This window comes from Streptomyces sp. B93 (assembly GCF_018070565.1).
GTDB lineage: Bacteria > Actinomycetota > Actinomycetes > Streptomycetales > Streptomycetaceae > Streptomyces.
Genome location: NZ_JAGPXL010000029.1, coordinates 68,812 through 89,181 on the forward strand (window position 1 = coordinate 68,812; position 20,370 = coordinate 89,181).

Annotated in this window: 16 protein-coding genes; 3 read left to right on the plus strand and 13 right to left on the minus strand. The window is 69.8% G+C overall.

Annotated elements, in window-relative coordinates:
- Positions 1 to 4: 4 nt before the first annotated feature.
- The 8 genes from KBY47_RS24730 to KBY47_RS24765 all read right to left on the minus strand — a co-directional run bounded on the left by KBY47_RS24730 (position 5) and on the right by KBY47_RS24765 (position 12,459).
- Positions 5 to 1,552, minus strand: coding sequence for a class I SAM-dependent DNA methyltransferase (locus tag KBY47_RS24730; RefSeq protein WP_210924347.1), 1,548 nt, complete (start codon positions 1,550 to 1,552; stop codon positions 5 to 7).
- The gene (locus KBY47_RS24735) at positions 1,549 to 3,039 is read right to left on the minus strand and encodes a restriction endonuclease subunit S (RefSeq protein ID WP_210924349.1); all 1,491 of its coding nucleotides are present in this window, start codon (positions 3,037 to 3,039) and stop codon (positions 1,549 to 1,551) included. The genes KBY47_RS24730 and KBY47_RS24735 overlap by 4 nt, the downstream gene beginning before the upstream one ends.
- Positions 3,036 to 6,626 (minus strand): DEAD/DEAH box helicase family protein, encoded by a 3,591-nt coding sequence (locus KBY47_RS24740; RefSeq protein ID WP_210924352.1) that lies wholly within the window; start codon positions 6,624 to 6,626, stop codon positions 3,036 to 3,038. The genes KBY47_RS24735 and KBY47_RS24740 overlap by 4 nt, the downstream gene beginning before the upstream one ends.
- A 173-nt stretch (positions 6,627 to 6,799) precedes the next feature.
- Positions 6,800 to 8,518 (minus strand): bifunctional uroporphyrinogen-III C-methyltransferase/uroporphyrinogen-III synthase, encoded by a 1,719-nt coding sequence (locus tag KBY47_RS24745; RefSeq protein WP_210924354.1) that lies wholly within the window; start codon positions 8,516 to 8,518, stop codon positions 6,800 to 6,802.
- Complete coding sequence (gene hemC / locus KBY47_RS24750) at positions 8,515 to 9,474, minus strand: hydroxymethylbilane synthase (protein ID WP_210924364.1); 960 nt, start codon at positions 9,472 to 9,474, stop codon at positions 8,515 to 8,517. The genes KBY47_RS24745 and hemC overlap by 4 nt, the downstream gene beginning before the upstream one ends.
- Positions 9,471 to 11,234 carry a glutamyl-tRNA reductase gene (locus KBY47_RS24755; RefSeq protein WP_210924366.1) on the minus strand — a complete coding sequence of 588 codons (1,764 nt, stop codon included), beginning with the start codon at positions 11,232 to 11,234 and terminating at the stop codon, positions 9,471 to 9,473. Before KBY47_RS24755 ends, hemC begins: the two co-directional genes overlap by 4 nt.
- Positions 11,231 to 11,989, minus strand: coding sequence for a redox-sensing transcriptional repressor Rex (locus tag KBY47_RS24760; protein ID WP_210924368.1), 759 nt, complete (start codon positions 11,987 to 11,989; stop codon positions 11,231 to 11,233). The genes KBY47_RS24755 and KBY47_RS24760 overlap by 4 nt, the downstream gene beginning before the upstream one ends.
- Positions 11,990 to 12,153: 164 nt before the next feature.
- A complete protein-coding gene (locus tag KBY47_RS24765) occupies positions 12,154 to 12,459 on the minus strand; it encodes a glutaredoxin family protein (protein ID WP_210924371.1) in 306 nt (101 codons plus the stop codon).
- A gap of 154 nt (positions 12,460 to 12,613) precedes the next feature.
- Here KBY47_RS24765 and KBY47_RS24770 point away from each other — a divergent pair, with 154 nt between their 5' ends.
- From KBY47_RS24770 to KBY47_RS24780, 3 genes are all read left to right on the plus strand, one after another.
- The gene (locus tag KBY47_RS24770; protein ID WP_210924373.1) at positions 12,614 to 13,516 is read left to right on the plus strand and encodes an HAD family phosphatase; all 903 of its coding nucleotides are present in this window, start codon (positions 12,614 to 12,616) and stop codon (positions 13,514 to 13,516) included.
- Between the two features lie 389 nt (positions 13,517 to 13,905).
- Positions 13,906 to 14,679, plus strand: coding sequence for an ECF subfamily RNA polymerase sigma factor, BldN family (locus KBY47_RS24775; RefSeq protein ID WP_210924375.1), 774 nt, complete (start codon positions 13,906 to 13,908; stop codon positions 14,677 to 14,679).
- 235 nt (positions 14,680 to 14,914) lie between these two features.
- Positions 14,915 to 16,174 (plus strand): DUF5667 domain-containing protein, encoded by a 1,260-nt coding sequence (locus tag KBY47_RS24780; RefSeq protein ID WP_210924377.1) that lies wholly within the window; start codon positions 14,915 to 14,917, stop codon positions 16,172 to 16,174.
- Between the two features lie 46 nt (positions 16,175 to 16,220).
- Here KBY47_RS24780 and KBY47_RS24785 read toward each other — a convergent pair whose 3' ends face one another.
- The 5 genes from KBY47_RS24785 to KBY47_RS24805 form a co-directional block, all read right to left on the minus strand.
- Positions 16,221 to 17,381, minus strand: a complete 1,161-nt coding sequence (locus KBY47_RS24785) for a lysophospholipid acyltransferase family protein (RefSeq protein ID WP_210924378.1) — start codon at positions 17,379 to 17,381, stop codon at positions 16,221 to 16,223.
- Positions 17,382 to 17,395: 14 nt separating this feature from the next.
- Positions 17,396 to 18,457, minus strand: a complete 1,062-nt coding sequence (locus tag KBY47_RS24790) for an NAD-dependent epimerase/dehydratase family protein (protein WP_210924379.1) — start codon at positions 18,455 to 18,457, stop codon at positions 17,396 to 17,398.
- Positions 18,458 to 18,656: 199 nt separating this feature from the next.
- A complete protein-coding gene (locus tag KBY47_RS24795) occupies positions 18,657 to 18,755 on the minus strand; it encodes a 30S ribosomal protein bS22 (RefSeq protein WP_003948845.1) in 99 nt (32 codons plus the stop codon).
- 213 nt (positions 18,756 to 18,968) lie between these two features.
- Positions 18,969 to 19,178, minus strand: a complete 210-nt coding sequence (locus tag KBY47_RS24800) for a helix-turn-helix domain-containing protein (protein ID WP_210924380.1) — start codon at positions 19,176 to 19,178, stop codon at positions 18,969 to 18,971.
- A gap of 129 nt (positions 19,179 to 19,307) precedes the next feature.
- Entirely contained in the window at positions 19,308 to 20,123 is an 816-nt protein-coding gene (locus KBY47_RS24805; protein ID WP_210924381.1) for a phosphatase, read from the minus strand.
- Positions 20,124 to 20,370 lie beyond the last annotated feature (247 nt).

A 20,370-nucleotide genomic window follows, 5' to 3' on the forward strand; every position in this document is an offset into this window, starting at 1 on the left:
CATGTCAGTCGGCGACAGGAGCCGCCTCCGCCGCAGGGCCCTCACCTCGGGCCTGCTGCAAGGTCTCCGCGATCGCGGCGAACTCCTCCAGCGCGGCCTGGAGGTCCTCGACGATCTCGGCGGCCAGTACCTCGGGCGCGGGCAGGTTGTCCGCGTCGTCGAGGCTCGGGTCGCGGAGCCAGGTGATGTCGAGGTTGGCCTTGTCGCGAGCGATCAACTCCTCGTACGTGTAGGCCTTGAAGCGTTCCGTCTCGACCCGTTTGGAACGGTCCTCGTCGGGCCGGTAGCACTGGACGAAGTCCTCAAGGTGGGCCCGGGTGAGCGGGTTCTGCTTGAGGGTGAAGTGCTGGGCGGTACGGAAGTCGTAGACCCACAGCTTCTCGGTCCACGGTCGCTCGGGACGGGCGGGCCTACGCTCGAAGAACAGGACGTTGGCCTTGACGCCGCCCGCGTAGAAGATGCCGGTGGGCAGACGCAGCAGCGTGTGGACGTCGTACTCCTTCAGCAGGCGTCGGCGGATGGTCTCACCCGCGCCGCCTTCGAAGAGGACGTTGTCGGGGACGACGACCGCGGCTCGGCCGTGGATCTCCAGCAGTGAGGCGATGTGCTGGACGAAGTTGAGCTGCTTGTTGGTCGTGGTGACCCAGAAGTCACGGCGCTCGTAGGCGATGGCCTCGCGGGCGGCGGAGCCGTCGTCGCCGTAGACGGTGATGGACGACTTCTTGCCGAAGGGCGGGTTCGCCAGGACCAGGCTCGCGCGCTTGGTGGGCGGGGCGATGAGGGCGTCACGGTCATGGATGAGGGTGGGTCCGGTGGGCTGACCGATGCCGTGCAGGAAGAGGTTCATCGCGGCGAGACGGGCGGTGTTCCGGACCAGCTCGGTGCCCCAGATGCCTCCGCTGCTGAGGTGCTTGCGCTGCTCGGGGGTGAGGCGGTTGCCGTACTCGTTGAGGATGTGTTCGGCGGCGGCGAGCAGGAAGCCGCCGGTTCCGCTGGCGGGGTCGGTGATCGTGTCGTCCGGGGTGGGGCGGACGCAGTCGATGATGGCCTGGATCAGCGGACGCGGGGTGAAGTACTGACCCGCGCCCGACTTGATGTCCTCCGCGCCACGGGAGAGCAGTTCCTCGTAGGCGTCGCCCTTGATGTCGGTCTTCTGCCCGGACCAGTTCTCCTTGTCGATCAGGTCCTTCACGAGGCGCTTGAGCTTCGCGGGGTCGTGGATGCGGTTACGGGCCCCGTTGAAGATCAGGTGGAAGGTGGTGCCCTTGCGCTGGGCTCCGAGGTCTTCGAGGAGCTGCGTGTAGGCGGCTTCGAGCTCGGCACCGTCGCTGTTCAGCAGCTCGGGCCAGCCACGCCCTTCCCAGACCGACCCCTCGGGCATGATCTGCTCGCGGAACATCGGAGGCCGGGACTGTGCCTCGTGCGCCATCTTGAGGAACACGAGAAGTGTCAACTGCTCGACGTAGTCGATGGTGGAGACACCGTCGTCCCGCAAGACGTGGCAGTAACTCCAGAGCTTGTCGACAAGCCGACGGGCCTTGGTCGCGGTCACGAGGGGATCTCCAGGTCAAGGGTGGGCTGGGTGGCAGAGGCAAGAGCGGAAGCATCGGCCCTCGGCGGCGGTGCGGGTGCGGTGTCCGGTGTGCGCTTCCGCTGAGCGGGCGCCCGACGGGGACTCCGGCGCCGAGGCTTGGTGGCTCCAGCCGCTTCCCGTTCCTCACGGATGCGGGTGAGCAGGACTTCAGCGGGCTCGTCGGCGGAGTCCTGGAGGATCAGACGGCCAGCGAAAGCCTCGGCCAAGAGGGAACGGCGGAGACCAGCGGCACGAATGAGAGCGGCCTGTTGTGCGGCCTCAGCGGCAAGCTGGTTCGTGCGCCACTGCTGTACTGCTTCGAGCAGCGCGTCCTGTTCTTCCAGCGAAGGGACAGGAATCTCCACAGACTTGACCTTGGCAGTACTCAGCGTGTGCAGACCACTGGTGGAGCTTGCGACTTTCTTCAGCTGCTGTGCAACTTTGGGAGAATTCCAAGCAAGTTCAAGAAATTCAGCTCGCAGTCTTCCCCCTGGCCGAACCCGGATCAGGTGATTCTGATGCACGCAGTCTTCAATCTCCCCCCGCCATGATGCCGCGCGCCCGATCTGGTCAGGACTACCGTTCCCTTCAACCACGAGCAAGTCCCCGACTTTTAGCCTATAGCGTTCGAGTTCGCCATCGAAAAGCTCAATCTCGTGGACATCGTCGAGCGCAAGCCTCCCACGAGGCACGTTGGCAACCCGCAGAAATGGGAACTTATTTTCTACCGGCCGACGCTTAGCCTGTTTTTGAATCCCGCCCTGAACTACGGCTACCTCATCAGTACGTGCCCACGCAACTGGACGCCGCACATCTCGTGACAGTGTTCCTTCCGTCATCTGATGCAGGATGGCAGACCATAGTTGCCTTGACCGCATGCTACTCTGCTCTACTGCCTCGACTGCCGCGTTCAGTCGCGACAACTGCTCTTCGAGCGCGGCAACAATGCGCCGCTGTTCCTCCACCGGAGGCAACAAACACTCAAGCTCCTCCAGCGCCCCCTGTGAAATGTTCCGCATGGAGTCCTTCGTCCCGGTAGCACGCTCGGAGATTTGCGAACGGATCACCGGAGACGAGAGCAGGTATGCTAGCCACTCCCTATCGACACCATCAGCCGGAACAAGCCGAAGGCTCTTGTCACTGAGAAGCAGTCGCGGACGACACTGACGCACGAGCACGGAGGCCCCTACATAGGCAGCCGTATTCGCCCGGCTCAGTAGAATATCCCCCGGCCGAATCTCGTAATCGGGATTGAACGGAAACCCGACAGGCACTGCCTTGTTCTCGCCCTCATCAAAGTCACCCCAAGTCATGGCGCTGACCTTGATAACCCCCCACTCCTCAGCCGAAGCCGGACGAGGTTCGCACTTGTAGGACTTGCCTGCCTCGATCCGGGCGAGAATGTCACCGAGCCGAACACGTGCCCACCCCTTCGGAACCTCCGAAGGAATACCGCCCTCGCTCACGCACCCAACTCCCGTCCCAGCTCATCCAAAATCTCAGCCCCCCGATCCGCCCCGAACTCCCGAAGGAACCCGTCCACGCCCCCGCGCTCGATGAAGGGTACGTCCTTCAAATGCTCGGGCTCGATCGCCGCATCCGTCGCTATCACGTCCACGATCCGGTCCAGCCACCACACCTGGTCCTCGGTGAAGACGGCCCCCGCCTGCTCCTGCCGGGCCCGCCACGCCGCGTACCGTTCCTCCACCAGCGCCCGGTACGGCCGTACCTCCTCCTCCAACCCCAGCTCGAACCGCAGCAGCCCGATGAGGTCCACCACACCGGCCGCCCCCCGTGGATGCCGAGCCGCCTTGCCCAGCTGCACGTAGGCGTCGTACAGCCGCCCCGGAGTCCACTGGAACGGGGGACGCTCGATCTTCCGGGCAAGGTCCTTCAGCCGCCGGTAGACCTCCTTCGGATCGCGCCGCTCGCCGAACGCGAGGCTGAGCGCGGCGATCTCGTCCTCATGTTCCTTGATGTACTGCTGCCAGGAGGTCACCTTGCGCATCGCCAGCTCATCGGCCGTAACACCGCGCGCCTCCATCACCTCGTCCACGCTCACCTCGTCTATGACGATGTCGTGCGCGCGGCGCATGGACATGAGCCGGTCCCGCAGCTCACGGTTGGAGGCAATCGGCTTCAGCGCGTCCAGCATGTCCTGCCGCACCTGCGCCTGCCCGCCGATCCGCCGCGCCCGCTCCTGCTGGTCGGGGTCGACGGACCGGACGAGCCCGCCCACGATCTCCCGCAACGGCTGCCCGGCCAGTTCCTCGACCTCTTCCCGCTCCTCGGGGGTGAGCTGCCGATCGAGGCGTGCCAGGCGCCCCGCCAGCGTGGCGACCTCGTCCTCGGTCAGCGCCAGCCCCGCCGTCTTGGCCATCAGCCGCTCCAGCGGGATCTTCCGCTCGGAGACCCTGACCAGCGGGCGCGCGTCCACGCGCGGGGAGTCCGTCACGCCCACCGCGTCGACGATCACGAACCGTTCCTTCACCTCGGCGTCCGGCGTGACGGCCTGGAACTCCGCCGGGTCGATCGTCCGGGAGCCGCGTCCCTTCATCTGCTCGAAGTAGGCCCAGCTCTTCACATCCCGCAGGAAGAAGACGCACTCCAGCGGCGGGATGTCGGTCCCCGTGGCGATCATGTCGACGGTCACCGCGATGCGCAGCTCGGGGCTGTTACGGAACGCCTTGATCAGCTCGGCCGGACGCTTCGCCGCGTGGGTGATCTTCCGGCAGAAGTCGTCGCTCTCCCCGAAGACCTGCCGCACCATCTGCACGATCTCGTCGGCGTGGTTGTCGTCCACGGCGAAGATCAGCGTCTTGGGCACGTGCGTCCGGGCACGCTGCACCTCTCCCTCCCCCACCGGCGGGAAAATCTCCGTGAACAGGTGCTTGCGAAACGTCTCGACGACGAGCTTCAACTGCCCCTTGCTGATGACCTGGCGTCCCAGCTGGGACGCCTTCCACTCCAGGTCCTCCTCCAGCTCCTGGTACCGCTCGCGGCGCGTCTTGCGCTCCCGCATGGGGACGACCGTCTCCGCCGGGATCGTCCCGCCGTTCTCCCCCAGCTCCGTACGGATCCGGAAGACGTCGAAGTCGACGTTGACGCCGTCGGCGACGGCCTGCTCGTACGGGTACTCGCTGACCAGGTTCTGGAAGAAGAAGCCGAAGGTCTGCTTGACCGGGGTGGCGGTCAGGCCGACGAGGTGGGCGTCGAAGTACTCCAGGACCGCGCGCCACTTGCCGTAGATGGAGCGGTGACACTCGTCGACGACGATCAGGTCGAACGCCTCAGGCGGGAGGTCCGGGTTGTAGCCGACCTCCACCGGCTCGTCGACCAGGTCGTAGCGGTCGAGGGACGCGTCCTCGCTGTCGGCGCTCGGCACCTCGCGCCCCGTCAGCGCCAGCCACAGCCGCTGCACCGTGGACACCACCACGTGGGCCGAGCCCAGCACGGTGTCTCCGGAGAGCCGCTGCACGACGTACAGCTCGGTGAACTTGCGACCGTCGTCCGGGGTGTCGAAGTTCTCGAACTCGGTCGCGGCCTGGCTGCCGAGGTTGTTGCGGTCGACCAGGAACAGGATGCGCTTGGCACCCGCGTGCTTGAGCAGCCGGTAGCTCTCGCTGACCACCGTGTACGTCTTACCGGCACCGGTCGCCATCTGGATCAGGGCGCGCGGGTCGTCCTTGGCCAGGGAGCGCTCCAGGCCGTTGATGGCGGTCACCTGGGCGGGGCGCAGGTCCTCCGGGTCGAGGAAGGTATCCGGCAGGCGGCGCATCCGGGCCCGCAGAGTCGGCGCTCTGTGGTCGGCCTCGGCCTCCTCCACCCAGCGGGCGATCGTGTCCGGCTGGTGCACGGCGAAGACCTCGCGCGTGCGCGGAGACGGGTCGAGGGCGTTGTGGAAGCGGACGGTGTTGCCGTCGGCGACGTACCGGAAGGGCAGGCTGGCCCGCCAGGCGCTGAGCTGCTGGCTGCGGGTGAGGCCGGTGGCGTACCGGGATGCCTGCTCCATGGCGGCTTCCAGGTCGGCTCCCTCCCGCTTCGCCTCTATGACACCGACCAGACGCTGATCGACGTAGAGGAGGTAGTCGGCACGACCGACGGCGGTGGAGACCTCCCGGACGGCGACACCCTTGCCCGCGAAGAGGTTCTTGGCAGCGTCGTCCTGAACGGCCCAGCCCGCCTTCTCCAGGACGCGGTCCAGGGCAGCGCGGACCTGCGCCTCGCTCATCGGCGGGCTGGCGGCCTTCTGCGCGTGCGCGATGAACTCGTCACGCCGTGAGGCGCCGTCCAGCGGACGGGCGGCCGAACGGGACTCCATGGCCGGGGTCGTCAGTTCGGTGATCTTGCCACTCAGCTCGGCGATCAGGTCGTGCAGCGCGACCCGTTCGGCCTCGGCACGGGCCAGCTCCGCCTCGGCCTGCTCCCGGGCGGCCTGCTCACGCTCCAAGCGGCTCTGCTTGCCGTCGTAGCTGAGCCGCGCCTCCTCCAGCTTGCGTCGGTAGGCGTCGAGTTCGGTACGCAGCTGCTCCAGCTCATGCTGGTCGGCAACAGTGGTGGGCGCGGGCGCGGCAGAGGGCGGCGCGGGTGCCAGGAAGACCCGATGCGTGGTGTCGGACCGGTCGAGCGAGCGGTGCAGCCAGTCACCGAGACGGAAGCACAGCTCCACGGACTGAAGGGCTTCGCGGACGTTGGCGTAGTACTCGTGAACGGCCTTGTTGCCCGTCGTGCGGACTGCCTCGAACCATGCCCTCACTTGCGGGACGAGGACACCGGACCGGGTAAGCGCGTTGATCCTGTCGACCTGCCGGGACCCCGGGACGGTGAGGCCGAGGAGCGTGACCAGGTGGCGGGTCATGACCTCGCCGAAGAGGCGGGCCTTCACCATGGCGGCGTGCGGGTCGGTGTGGACGTACGACTCGGCGGAGCAGCCCAGCGTCACCAGTAAAGGCTCGTGCCCGAGCAGGTGACCGAAGTTCGGCGAGCCTGCGGCCAGCCGCGCAACCTGTTCGGCGTCCCCACCGGACGGGCTCCCCATCGCCGTCCCCACCATGTCTTCCCCCTGGAATTCCAGTCGTCGTGTCAGCGCAAAGCCTTGCAGGATGACACGAACAGGTGGACCAATCAAGAGGATTGGCGATACGCAGCCTGCCGCAGTGGATGAACACTCATTGATCTCACAAGAAAACGATGCGGGGCACCCTCCAAAAGGCACCCCGCATCACCTCAGGTCGTCGACCTCCGCCGCCGCGCCCCCGGCCGCCGCTCGCTCGGCCGGGTGACCGGATCCCCGGCCTCCACGGCCGCGGCCCGCCGCCGCGCCCCGAAGTCGGCCAGCGCCTCCGCCAGCTTCAGCACCGACGGCTCCGGCGCCATCACGTCCACCCGCAGCCCGTGCTCCTCGGCCGTCTTGGCCGTCGCCGGGCCGATACACGCGATCACCGTCACGTTGTGCGGCTTCCCGGCGATGCCGACCAGGTTCCGCACGGTGGACGACGAGGTGAAGAGGACCGCGTCGAACCCGCCCCCCTTGATCGCCTCGCGGGTCTCCGCGGGCGGCGGCGACGCCCGCACCGTCCGGTACGCCGTGACGTCGTCCACCTCCCAGCCCAGCTCGATCAGCCCGGCGACCAGCGTCTCCGTGGCGATGTCGGCGCGCGGCAGGAAGACCCGGTCGATCGGGTCGAAGACGGGGTCGTAGGGAGGCCAGTCCTCCAGCAGCCCCGCCGCCGACTGCTCCCCGCTCGGCACCAGGTCCGGCTTCACGCCGAAGGCGATCAGCGCCTTCGCCGTCTGCTCGCCCACCGCGGCGACCTTGATCCCCGCGAAGGCACGGGCGTCGAGCCCGTACTCCTCGAACTTCTCCCGCACCGCCTTGACGGCGTTGACGGAGGTGAAGGCGATCCACTCGTAGCGGCCCGTCACCAGCCCCTTGACCGCCCGCTCCATCTGCTGGGGCGTACGCGGCGGCTCGACCGCGATGGTCGGCACCTCGTGCGGCACGGCACCGTACGAACGCAGCTGGTCGGAGAGCGACACGGCCTGTTCCTTGGTCCGCGGCACGAGCACCTTCCAGCCGAACAGCGGCTTGGACTCGAACCAGGACAGCTGATCGCGCTGCGCCGTCGCGGACCGCTCCCCGACCACGGCTATCACGGGCCGCCCGCCGTCCGGCGAGGGCAGCACCTTCGCCTGCTTCAGCGTCTGCGCGATGGTGCCGAGGGTGGCGCTCCAGGTGCGCTGCCTGGTCGTCGTACCGGCGACGGTGACGGTCATCGGGGTGTCGGGCTTACGTCCGGCGGACACCAGTTCGCCGGCAGCGGCGGCCACGGAGTCCAGCGAGGCGGACACGACGACGGTCCCGTCGGACGCCCCGACCTCGGTCCAGCACCGGTCGGACGCGGTACGGGCGTCCACGAACCGGACGTCCGCGCCCTGGGCGTCCCGCAGCGGGACACCGGCGTACGCGGGCACGCCGACCGCGGCCGCGATGCCGGGGACGACCTCGAAGGGCACCCCGGCGGCGGCGCAGGCGAGCATCTCCTCCGCGGCGTACGTATCCAGTCCGGGGTCCCCGGACACCGCACGCACGACCCGCCTGCCGCCCCGCGCGGCCTCCATGACAAGATGTGCGGCATCCCGTTCCGCGGGGGCACCAACGGTTGTTGACGTGCCGTCAACAACCGTCAGCTGAGGCGTGCCTGTGCCCGGAGCCGGGTCCGCGGAGAGATCCGCGGAGGACCCCGGGTCCGTGTTCACGATGGCCACGCCGGCCCTGGCGTGGGCGCGGACGACGTCGAGCACCTCGTGCCCGGCGACGAGGACATCCGCGTTCGCCAGCGCCTCCACGGCGCGCAGAGTCAGTAGTCCCGGATCTCCGGGTCCGGCACCGAGGAAGGTGACGTGCCCGTGTTCAGGACCGGCGGGAAGGGTGGTGGGGCTCAATGTGCTCGCTCCCCCATCAGACCGGCCGCGCCCAGGGCGAGCATCTCGGTGGCGAGTTCGCGACCGAGCGCCATGGCGCCCTCGTGCGTCTCGGGCACGGGACCGGTGGTGGACAGCTGCACCAGCGTCGAGCCGTCGGTCGTGCCGACGACGCCGCGCAGGCGCATTTCCTTGACAGTCTGCCCGTCGGCCAGGAGGTCGGCCAAGGCCCCCACGGGGGCGCTGCAACCGGCCTCCAGGGCGGCGAGCAGTGACCGCTCGGCCGTCACGGCGGCCCGCGTCAACGGGTCGTCGAGTTCGGCGAGCGCGGCGATGAGGTCCGCGTGGTCCGCAGGGCACTCGATCGCCAGGGCCCCCTGGCCGGGGGCGGGCAGAACCGTGTCGACCGACAGGAAGTCGGTCACTTCCTCACTCCGGCCGATCCGGTTCAGTCCGGCGGCGGCCAGGACGACGGCATCCAGCTCACCGGAGCGGACATACCCGATCCGGGTGTCCACGTTGCCCCGGATCGGGACGGTCTCGATGTCCAGGCCGTGCGTGCGGGCGTACCCGTTCAGCTGCGCCATCCGACGCGGCGAACCGGTGCCGATGCGGGCCCCGCGCGGCAGGTCGGTGAACTTCAGCGCGTCCCGCGCGACGATCACGTCCCGCGGGTCCTCCCGCTCCGGGACGGCGGCCAGCGCCAGCTCGGCGGGCTGGGTGGTCGGCAGGTCCTTCAGCGAGTGCACCGCGAAGTCGACCTCGCCCCGCAGCAGCGCGTCGCGCAGCGCGGTCACGAAGACCCCGGTGCCGCCGATCTGGGCGAGCGCCTCCCGGGAGACATCGCCGTACGTCGTGATCTCTACGAGTTCCACGGGCCGGCCGGTCACCTGGCTCACGGCGTCCGCCACCTGCCCGGACTGGGCCATGGCGAGCTTGCTCCGCCTGGTCCCGAGCCGTAGTGCCTTGTCACTCATGCTGGCCCTCGGTTCTTGGCGTTCTGGTGTTGCAGGTTCTGCTGGTCCTGCTGGTTCTGGTTCTCGGCCCGCGACACGGCGGCCACCGTCTCCTGGTCGAGGTCGAACAGCGTCCGCAACGCGTCCGCGTACCCCGCACCGCCGGGTTCGGCGGCGAGCTGCTTGACCCGGACGGTGGGCGCGTGCAGCAGCTTGTCGACGACCCGGTGCACGGTCTGCCGGATCTCGCTGCGCTGCTTGTCGTCGAGGTCGGGCAGCCGCCCGTGGAGCCGGGCGATCTCACTGGCGACGACATCCGCAGCCATCGTGCGCAGCGCGACCACGGTGGGCGTGATGTGCGCCGCCCGCTGCGCCGCGCCGAAGGCCGCGACCTCGTCCGAAACGATACGGCGGACCTGGTCCACGTCGGCCGCCATCGGCGCGTCCGCGGACGCCTCCGCCAGCGACTCGATGTCCACCAGGCGCACCCCGGACAGCCGGTGCACGGCACCGTCGATGTCCCGCGGCATCGCCAGGTCGAGCAGGAACAGCACCGGTTCGGGGCGCGGCAGCTCGACGACCGGCTCGGGCCGGCGCCGCTCGGGGATCCGGCCGACGCTCGCGGCGGTCGCGGCGAGCGCGCCGATCAGCTCGGCGTCGGCCTCGGGGCCACGCCGCCCGGCCTCCCGGCGCTCCACGGCACTGCCCGCGGCCCACGCCGCGTGCTGCTCCAGCGTCGCCGCGTCCATCCCGGCGACGGCGGCGTCCCCCATCGCGGAGAAGCCCGGCGTGGAGATGCTCGGCGCGGACAGGTCGAGCGGGCAGCCGTCCTCGGTGCCGACGCTGGTGGGCGGCAGCGGGGTGGGCCGTACGTCGGAGCCGGAAGCGGTGGCGGACTCGGTGCCGGTCTCGGTGGCGGTCTCGGTGACCGGCTCCCCGGTGCGGCCCTCGACCGCGGCGGCGACCATCTCGGCGGTGAGGACCAGACCGGTCGCGCCCGTGCAGGAGACGGCGATGTCGGCACGTGTCAGTTCGTCCGGTACCGCGCTCATCGGCACCGCGCGCGCCAGTACGGCGTGGTCGTCGGCCTCGGTGAGGATCTGCGCGAGCCGCTCGGCCCGCTCCTGGGTGCGGTTGGCGACGACGACCTCGGCGACCCCGGCCCGCGCGAGCGTCGCCGCGGCCAGCGACGACATCGAGCCCGCGCCGATGACCAGCGCCTTCTTGCCCCGCGCCCAGTCCGCGACCGGCGTGCCGAGGGCGAGCTGTTCGAGCCCGAAGGTGACCAGGGACTGTCCGGCCCGGTCGATCCCGGTCTCGGAGTGGGCGCGCTTGCCGACCCGCAGCGCCTGCTGGAAGAGGTCGTTGAGGAGACGGCCCGCGGTGTGCAGTTCCTGGGCGCGCGCCAGGGAGTCCTTTATCTGGCCGAGGATCTGGCCCTCGCCGACCACCATCGAGTCCAGACCGCAGGCCACCGACAGCAGGTGGTGGACGGCCCGGTCCTCGTAGTGGACGTACAGGTAGGGGGTCAGCTCCTCCAGGCCCAGTCCGCTGTGCTGGGCGAGCAGTGTGGACAGCTCGGCGACACCGGCGTGGAACTTGTCCACGTCGGCGTACAGCTCGATGCGGTTGCAGGTGGCGAGCACCGCGGCCTCGGCGGCCGGTTCGGCGGCGACCGTGTCCTGCACCAGCTTGACCTGCGAGTCCGCGGCCAGCGCCGCCCGCTCCAGCACGCTGACCGGGGCGCTGCGATGGCTCAGGCCCACGACGAGGAGGCTCATGCGGGCATCACGGCGGGCACGTCCCCGTCGGGTCCCTGGTCGGCGGCGGCCGCGGCGGCCTGCGGGGTGGGCGCGGCGGCGGCACCGCCGTCCTCACCGGCCTTGCGCTGCTCGTGGAAGGCGAGGATCTGGAGCTCGATGGAGAGGTCGACCTTGCGCACGTCGACGCCGTCGGGGACGGTCAGCACGGTCGGCGCGAAGTTCAGGATGGAGGTCACACCGGCCCCCACGAGCCGGTCGCAGACCTGCTGGGCGGCACCGGCCGGGGTGGCGATGACGCCGATCGACACGCCGTTGTCCTGGATGATCCGCTCCAGGTCGTCGGTGTGCTGCACGGGGATGCCGGCGACGGGCTTGCCCGCCATCTGCGGGTCGGCGTCGATCAGCGCGGCGACCCGGAAGCCGCGGGAGGCGAAACCGCCGTAGTTGGCGAGCGCGGCGCCGAGGTTACCGATACCGACGATCACGACGGGCCAGTCCTGGGTGAGCCCCAGTTCACGGGAGATCTGGTAGACGAGATACTCGACGTCGTAGCCGACGCCCCGGGTGCCGTAGGAGCCGAGGTAGGAGAAGTCCTTGCGCAGCTTCGCGGAATTGACCCCCGCCGCTGCGGCCAGCTCCTCGGAGGAGACCGTGGGTACCGAGCGCTCGGAGAGCGCCGTGAGGGCTCGGAGGTACAGCGGAAGCCTGGCGACGGTGGCCTCGGGAATCCCTCGGCTGCGGGTCGCCGGTCGGTGAGTTCGGCCAGTTGCCACGGTGCTCCTGCGGGTAGAGCGGGGCTGTGGGCGGCCATACGTCCCCGGACCGCCCCGTCGAAAGCAGGCTATGTCTTTGTGAACGCGTGCACAAAGATGGTGTCCGATTTGCCCGGCCAACGTGACACGGGTCACGACCGAACACACGCTTCACTCTCCCTGTCTCACTCGGTCAACGCCTTCCTCAGTCGTTCCTCGTTCACGCGCCAGAAGGTGTGCTGCTCACCGTCGACGAGGACGACGGGAATCTGCTCCCAGTACGCGTCGTGGAGCCGCGGGTCCTGGGTGATGTCCTTCTCCTCCCAGGGCACTGAGAGATCACCGCACACCTTCTCGATCACGGCCTGCGCGTCGTCGCAGAGATGACAGCCCGGCTTGCGGATCAGAGTGACGAGACGTTCGTGCGGGGCACGCGGGTCGGCCGCGGCGGCTGCGACGTCAGCGGTCTTCCGCCGGAAGAGGGGACTCATACGGGCCATTCTCGCGCCGCGCGGACGAGAGGTTAAGCCGTCGGCGAGCACGGCGACTCTGCGTGATCCGCTTTAACGGCCGGGTCGCGGAGAGTTCACACCCTCCAAACCTCCCGACTCCGGAACCACCGAACAAACTGGCTATGCTCACGGCATGGCCGCTCTCGGATGGCTCACTCCCCGTAGGCGCTCCGCCACGGCGCGGAGCGTGTTGGCAGGCGAGGCCTCGGCGGAGGCCGCCCGCAAGTCGGTCCCCGAGGAAGAACCGGAGTTCCCGGTACTCGGCGACGACCGGGCGGCCGCGTTCTTCGACCTGGACAACACCGTGATGCAGGGCGCCGCCCTGTTCCACTTCGGCCGCGGCCTGTACAAGCGGAAGTTCTTCGAGACCCGCGACCTGGCAAGGTTCGCCTGGCAGCAGGCGTGGTTCCGGCTGGCGGGCGTCGAGGACCCGGAGCACATGCAGGACGCCCGCGACTCCGCCCTCTCGATCGTCAAGGGCCACCGCGTCTCCGAACTGATGTCGATCGGCGAGGAGATCTACGACGAGTACATGGCCGAGCGCATCTGGCCGGGCACCCGGGCGCTCGCGCAGGCCCACCTGGACGCGGGCCAGAAGGTGTGGCTCGTCACGGCGGCCCCGGTGGAGATCGCCCGTGTCATCGCCCGCCGCCTGGGCCTGACCGGCGCTCTGGGCACGGTCGCGGAGTCGGTCGACGGCGTCTACACGGGCAAACTGGTCGGCGAGCCGCTGCACGGCCCGGCCAAGGCGGAGGCGGTACGCGCACTGGCGCTGGCAGAGGGCCTGGATCTCTCCCGCTGCGCCGCGTACAGCGACTCCCACAACGACATCCCGATGCTCTCCCTGGTCGGCCACCCCTACGCCATCAACCCGGACAGCAAGCTCCGCCGCCACGCCCGGGACATGGACTGGCGCCTGCGCGACTACCGCACCGGCCGCAAGGCCGCCAAGGTCGGCATCCCCGCCGCCGCGGGCGTCGGCGCCGTCGCCGGCGGCACAGCAGCCGCCATCGCCCTCCACCGCCGCCGCCGCTAGCGACCCGTAGCCGCGGGCAGTGGTGCCGCAGGGCGGCACAGGTGGGCGCAACGGCACCCCCAGCCCCGGGGGGCCAAACCAATTGCGGCCAATCCACCACCCGTACCCACCCAACCCCCCAACCAGTCCCCTTGGCTGGACACCGCCACAACCCGCGCCGTACCGACCCGGATTCCGAACCCAACCGATCAATAATCGGTCACTCTCCGGCACTTGATAGACCGTCAATCGGTTACAGAAGCGACGTAATCGATGATTTGAGCAACCCGGTGTAGCAGCCCCTGCACGAAGCGTTATTCTCCTCAGACGCATTCCGGTACCACCCCGTCGCTACGACGAGTGAATGGTCCCGCACTGCACGTGATGGAAGCTCTGCCTCTGGGAGTCCCGTGTACCCACACGTCGGGGTTGACGCCTCGGGCCTGGCTACGCTGCGCGCATCGGTCCTGGACCTGTTGCGCGGCTTCGTCCCCACCGCGTACGCCGTCCCCGCCTTCGCCGCCGCCGCCCCCCTGGGCCCGTGCTACGCACTGGCCGAGGGCAGCGCCGCGGTCGGCAGACGAGGCCGCTCGTCCGGCGCCGCGGCCACCGCGCGCCGACCGGCCGCCGACAGCGACAGCGCCCGGATGATGGACCTGGTGGAGCGCGCCCAGTCCGGCGAGGCCGAGGCGTTCGGACGCCTCTACGACCAGTACAGCGACACCGTCTACCGGTACATCTACTACCGCGTCGGCGGCAAGGCGACCGCCGAGGACCTCACCAGCGAGACCTTTCTGCGCGCCCTGCGCCGCATCGGCACCTTCACCTGGCAGGGCCGCGACTTCGGCGCCTGGCTCGTCACCATCGCCCGCAACCTCGTCGCCGACCACTTCAAGTCCAGCCGCTTCCGCCTCGAGGTCACCACCGGCGAGATGCTCGACGCCAACGAGGTCGAGCGCTCCCCGGAGGACTCGGTTCTGGAGTCCCTGTCCAATGCCGCCCTCCTCGACGCCGTACGCCGTCTCAACCCCCAGCAGCAGGAGTGCGTCACGCTCCGCTTCCTCCAGGGCCTCTCCGTCGCCGAGACCGCCCGGGTGATGGGCAAGAACGAGGGTGCCATCAAGACCCTCCAGTACCGCGCCGTCCGAACGCTCGCCCGGCTCCTGCCGGACGACGCCCGCTGAAACGCGCACGCTCCGCAGCCCCCCAACCTGCCCTCGGTGACCGTCCGTTGAGTTCGCGGCCCGTTCATCCGCCGTCCGTAACCCAAGTGCCGCGCCACTCGTTGTGCGGGATGCAGGCTCCCTGTGGTCACTCCCTGACCGTCTCCGATCGCTCGATCGTGTGGTGCGGCGCGGGGTGTGCAACCCTCAGGACCCCCTGGGGAGTCGACCGTCATGACGAGAGGAGGTGCCGCCAGTGATCGCGAACGTATCGGCGCACCGGCGGGCGAACGCCTTCGCCCAGGCCCTGGAGGATCAATCCGAGCCGGGCACGGCGGCCGAGCAGGCCGGGCAGTCCGAGGGATCGCCTCCGGCCCAGGCCGCCGCGGAACAGACCGAGCAGGGCCGCCTGTTGGCCCTCGCGACGGGCCTCGGCGGCTTGCCCAAGCCGGAGCTGGACCCCGAGGTCAAGGTCGTACAGCGGGCCCGGCTGGTGGCCGCGATGGAGGCCATGCTGCAAGAGAGCGGCGCGGCGGGCCCCGCGGTCCCCGGCCAGCGCTCGCAGCGGACCCGCGGCGCGCACCGGGCTTCCCCGCTCGGCAAGTTCCGCCCACGCACGCGCCTGGCCAAGGGCCTCACCGCGGGCGGACTCAGCGTCAGCGTCGCCGCGGGCGCCTTCGGTGGCGTCGCCGCCGCCAGCTCCGACGCCCTGCCCGGCGATTCCCTCTACGGCCTGAAGCGCGGCATAGAGGATTTCAAGCTGGGACTGGCCGACGGAGACCGTGAGCGCGGTCAGGCCTACCTCGATCTGGCCTCCACCCGGCTGAACGAGGCCCGTCGTCTGATGGAGCGCGACCGCGGCGGCCCACTCGACCACGAATCGGTCGGCGAGGTCCGCCGCGCCCTGTCCGGCATGCGTCACGACGCCTCCGAGGGCCACCGTCTGCTCACCGCGGCGTACCAGCGCGACCCCGACTCCCTGGGCCCCATGCAGGCCCTCTCCGCCTTCTCCCGCTCGCACCGCGACACCTGGGGCGCGCTGCGCGAGCGGCTGCCGGTCCAGCTCGGGGACGTCAGTGCGCAGGTGTCGTCGGTCTTCGACGCCATAGACCAGGACGTCGCCCCGCTCCAGGACCTGCTCCCGCAGCCACCCACCCAGGGCGGCGCCGGCAGCTCCGACAGCGACCGCACCGGTACCGGCCCGGCCTCCCCCGGCCACTCCGACCCCGGCCGCGCCAGCACCCCCGGCGCGGAGAGCGGCACCAGCGGCGACACCTCCGACAGCAGCCGCCCCGGCGACGGCAACCCGAGCCGCTCCGCCAGTTCCGGCACCGACAGCGAGGGCCTGCTCGGCGGCGGCGCCGGCGGCCTGCTGGAGCCCCCGAAGGACAGCACCGGCACCGCCTCACCGTCCCAGAGCGGCTCCACCCCGACCAGCGAGCCCGACGTCACCCTCCCGCCGCTCCTCCCCGGCCTGCTCCCGGGCCTGGGCATCGAGGCGGACGACGCGGACTGACGCCTGTTCGGTCCCGCCCGGCCCCGGGCGGGACCGAACGCAGCTTCTAGAAGAACACCGACCGACGCTGCACCAGCAGCTTGTACAGCGTGTGCTGGATCTGCTCCCGCACCTGATCGGTCAGGTTGAACATCAGCATCGGATCCTCGGCCGCCTCCGGCGGATAGCTGTCCGTCGGGATCGGCTCACCGAACTGGATCGTCCACTTCGTCGGCAACGGCAACGCCCCCAGCGGCCCCAGCCAAGGGAACGTCGGCGTCAGCGGGAAGTACGGAAAGCCCAGCAACCGCGCGAGCGTCTTCGCGTTGCCGATCATCGGGTAGATCTCCTCGGCCCCGACGATCGAACAGGGGATGATCGGCGCCCCCTGCCGCAGCGCCGTGGAGACGAAGCCGCCCCGGCCGAACCGCTGGAGCTTGTACCGCTCGCCGAACGGCTTCCCGATGCCCTTGAACCCCTCCGGCATCACCCCGACCAGCTCCCCCTGCCCGAGCAGCCGCTCCGCGTCCTCGGCGCAGGCGAGGGTGTGCCCGAGCTTGCGGGCGAGTTCGTTGACGACCGGCAGCACGAAGACCAGGTCCGCGGCGAGGAGCCGCAGATGGCGGCCGTCGGGATGGTGGTCGTGCACGGCGACCTGCATCATCAGGCCGTCCAGCGGCAACGTCCCGGAGTGGTTGGCGACGATCAGCGCGCCACCGTCCGAGGGGATGTTCTCGACGCCCTTCACATCCACCCGGAAGTACTTCTCGTACATCGGGCGCAGCAGGGACATCAGCACCTGGTCGGTCAGTTCGGCGTCGTAGCCGAAGTCGTCGACCTCGTAGTCCCCGGTGATACGGCGGCGCAGGAAGGCGAGCCCGCCCGCGATACGCCGCTCGAGGCCGCCCACGCGGTCCTCGTCCTGCGGGGCCTCGCTCTCCTCACCGGTCACCCGCACATCATCCTGCGCACCGGACCCGCCGGAGCCACCGGCCCCACCAGGCAGAGAGGTCACCGCGGGAACGGGCTGAACCGCGTGCACGGGTGCCGCGGACCGCGTCTCCTCGGTCCCCTCGCCACCACTCTCCCCCGCCGCGCCCCGGACGCCCGGGGCCGACTTCTCGCCCCCCTGGCGCCGGCTGCCCGTGCCCCGCCGCCGCGTCGGCCGCTGCGCGCCGCCCCCACGGGACCGGTCGTCGTCGAACGGAATGACCTTGGCGTCCGCCATCGTTGCTGCGCTCCTCAGTTGGCGCTCTGCGTCGGGAGGTGACCGCCGCCCGCCAGGGGCAGCGCCGCGATCCGGTCGACAGCCCGGGCGAGGGCCTCCGGCGGCAGCAGCCCGGGGCCGTGGCTGCGGGTGAAGTCCGCGAACGTCTCCGCGGTCGTGTACTTCGGCCTGAATCCCAGCGTCTCGCGCATCTGGGTCGTGTCCACCACCCGGCCGTGGGTGAGCAGACGGATCTGCTCGGGTGAGAAGTCCGTCATCCCCAGCGTACGCACCAGCGACCCCGCCCAGGTCACGGCGGGCAGCAGCAGCGGCACGGTGGGGCGGCCGAGCCGCCGCGAGCACTGGGAGAGCAGCAGGACGCCGTCGCCGGAGACATTGAAGGTGCCGCTGTTGAGCGTTCCGCGCTCCGGCTCGTGCGAGGCGATCCGCAGTACCTCGATCACATCGTCCTCGTGCACGAACTGAAGCCGGGGGTCGTACCCGAACACGGTCGGCAGCACCGGCAGCGAGAAGTAGGAGGCGAGCGGCGAGTCGGCGCTCGGCCCGAGGACGTTGGCGAACCGCAGCACGCACACCGCCACATCCGGCCGCCGCCGCGCGAACCCGCGCACATACCCCTCGACCTCGACGGTGTCCTTGGCGAAGCCGCCGCTGGGCAGCGACTTGGGCGGGGTGGTCTCGGTGAACACGGCCGGATCCCGCGGCGCCGACCCGTACACGTTCGTACTGGACTTCACCACCAGCCGCTTCACCGTCGGCGACTTCTGACAGGCGCCGAGCAGCTGCATCGTGCCGATGACGTTGGTCTCCTTGACCGTCGCCCGGCTGCCGCTGCCCAGCGCGGTCGCGGTGACGTCCATGTGGACGACCGTGTCGACGCCCGTCTCCGCCAGCACCCGCGCGATGGTCGGCTGCCGGATGTCGGCCTGGATGAAGTCCGCACCGCCCAGATGGTGCTCGGGCGGCACCGCGTCGACGGCGATGACCCGGTGCACCTCCGGATCGCGCTGGATGCGCCGCACGAAACGGCCTCCCAGCGGACGGGCCACTCCGGTCACGAGCACGACCTTGCCCAAGATCAGCGCCTTCCTTCCGCCCGGGGCGTGTTCCACACCCTGCCGGGTTCCCCGTCTTCGGGCCAACTTAGCGGTTCGCCGTCGCGCTGTGACGACTGCTCGATACGCGAACATGCGTATGGCCCCCCGTCCCGATGGGACAGAGGGCCACACAGCCGCCGAAGCGCCACCCGGTACTCCCGGGCAGCGCCGCCGACGACTACTTCTTGTTACGACGCTGAACGCGCGTGCGCTTGAGCAGCTTGCGGTGCTTCTTCTTCGCCATCCGCTTGCGCCGCTTCTTGATAACAGAGCCCACGACTACCCTCGCTCACTTCTCAATACTCGGTGTTTGGGCGCCATGGGCCCACACGACCTACGAGGGGCTAGCCTAACCCGCCCGGGCCCTGAGGTTGTAATCGAGGTCGCCGGAAGGGTGCCGAAGGACCGCGAGCGCCGTGGGACCGTACGCGTTGGACCGCACGTGTCCCTCGGCCCCCTCAGCCCTCCGGCCCTTCAGGGCGGACCGCCGTCAGGCTGTTTCCACCCCCACATAACTGTCGCGGAGGTACTCGTGAACCGCATTCTCCGGGACGCGGAACGACCTCCCGACCCGGATCGCAGGCAGATGACCGCTGTGCACCAGCCGGTACACGGTCATCTTCGACACTCGCATCACCGCAGCGACCTCCGCCACGGTAAGGAACTGAACCTCGCTGAGAGGCCTCTCGTCAGCTGCCATGACACACCTGAACCTTCCGCACTCGACGGCCACCGGCTTCCCCTTCCGGTGACTCTTCGTCGCTGCGTGCTCACTCCCCAGACTAGGGGCGGGTGATGCGAGTGGGGAAGAGGTGCACCCATCGGCGGCCTACTGTGACAGACACGCTCGATTGAGTACGTAGCGGGTAAGCGGCCGGTAGTAATCAGACCGCACAGCGTCATCAAGTGGAACGGCGACGGACACCGACCCCTCGGCCTCCCCCACGAAGAGCGCGGGGTCATCGGTATCCGCCAGCCCAATCGCCTCAAACCCCAGCTGACCTGCCCCGCAGACCCAGCCGTGGTCCCCCACCACCAGCTCCGGAAAGGGACCGCCGACCTCGGCGAGCGCGGCCAGGGCGAGGCGAACCGGGAGCGGAGAGTGCGTGTGTGCGCCGGGCTCACAACCGGAGCCGGGAACCCCGGGCGCCCGGACCAGCGCGACGCCCCGTACGTAATCAAGGACGTGGGTACGTAGACCGAACCGGGTCGTTATGTCGACACAGCGACCCTGCGCTGGGGTGAGGACAGGACATCCTGCCGCCGACATGGCGTCTGCGAGAGCGGCGTAGAAGCCCAGCAGCCGATGCGGATGCCCGGTGCCGAACAGCACGGGCCCGCGCCTCCGGGCAGCCACCGCCAACCGCTCCGCGAAGGCGTCCAGCGCGAGCAGCGTCCGCTCGGGGTCGATCACATCATGCCCTGAAGTATGGCTGGGATCGGCCGAAACCCCACACTTGGCCGCCATCAGTCCAATCAACTCACGCTGACCCCACACCCCTTGTGGATCAATCCCGATCAGCACCCGAGGGTCCCGAGCCGCGAACAGCCGATAACTCCGCAGGCTCTCCTCCCGCGAGGTCCCCACCACCCCCGCCAACCGAGCCTCCACGAGATACCCCCGCAACCCACCCCAACCCACCATCCCCCCATCCTGACGCCCCCCTCTCCCCAAACCCCCCAAACCCCCCAACACCGCACGATCGGCGTAACCGCCGAGCCCTCGTAGCCGCAGACAGCCACATCCGCCGTAGCCGCCGTAGCCGCAGGCAGTCGCATCCGCCGCAGCCGCCGTAGCTGCGGGCAGTCGTGCCGCTGGGGCGGCACGGGTGGGCGCAGCGGCACCCCGCCAGCGCCGGGCAGCGCGACCCACCCCCGCCCAGCACCCACGC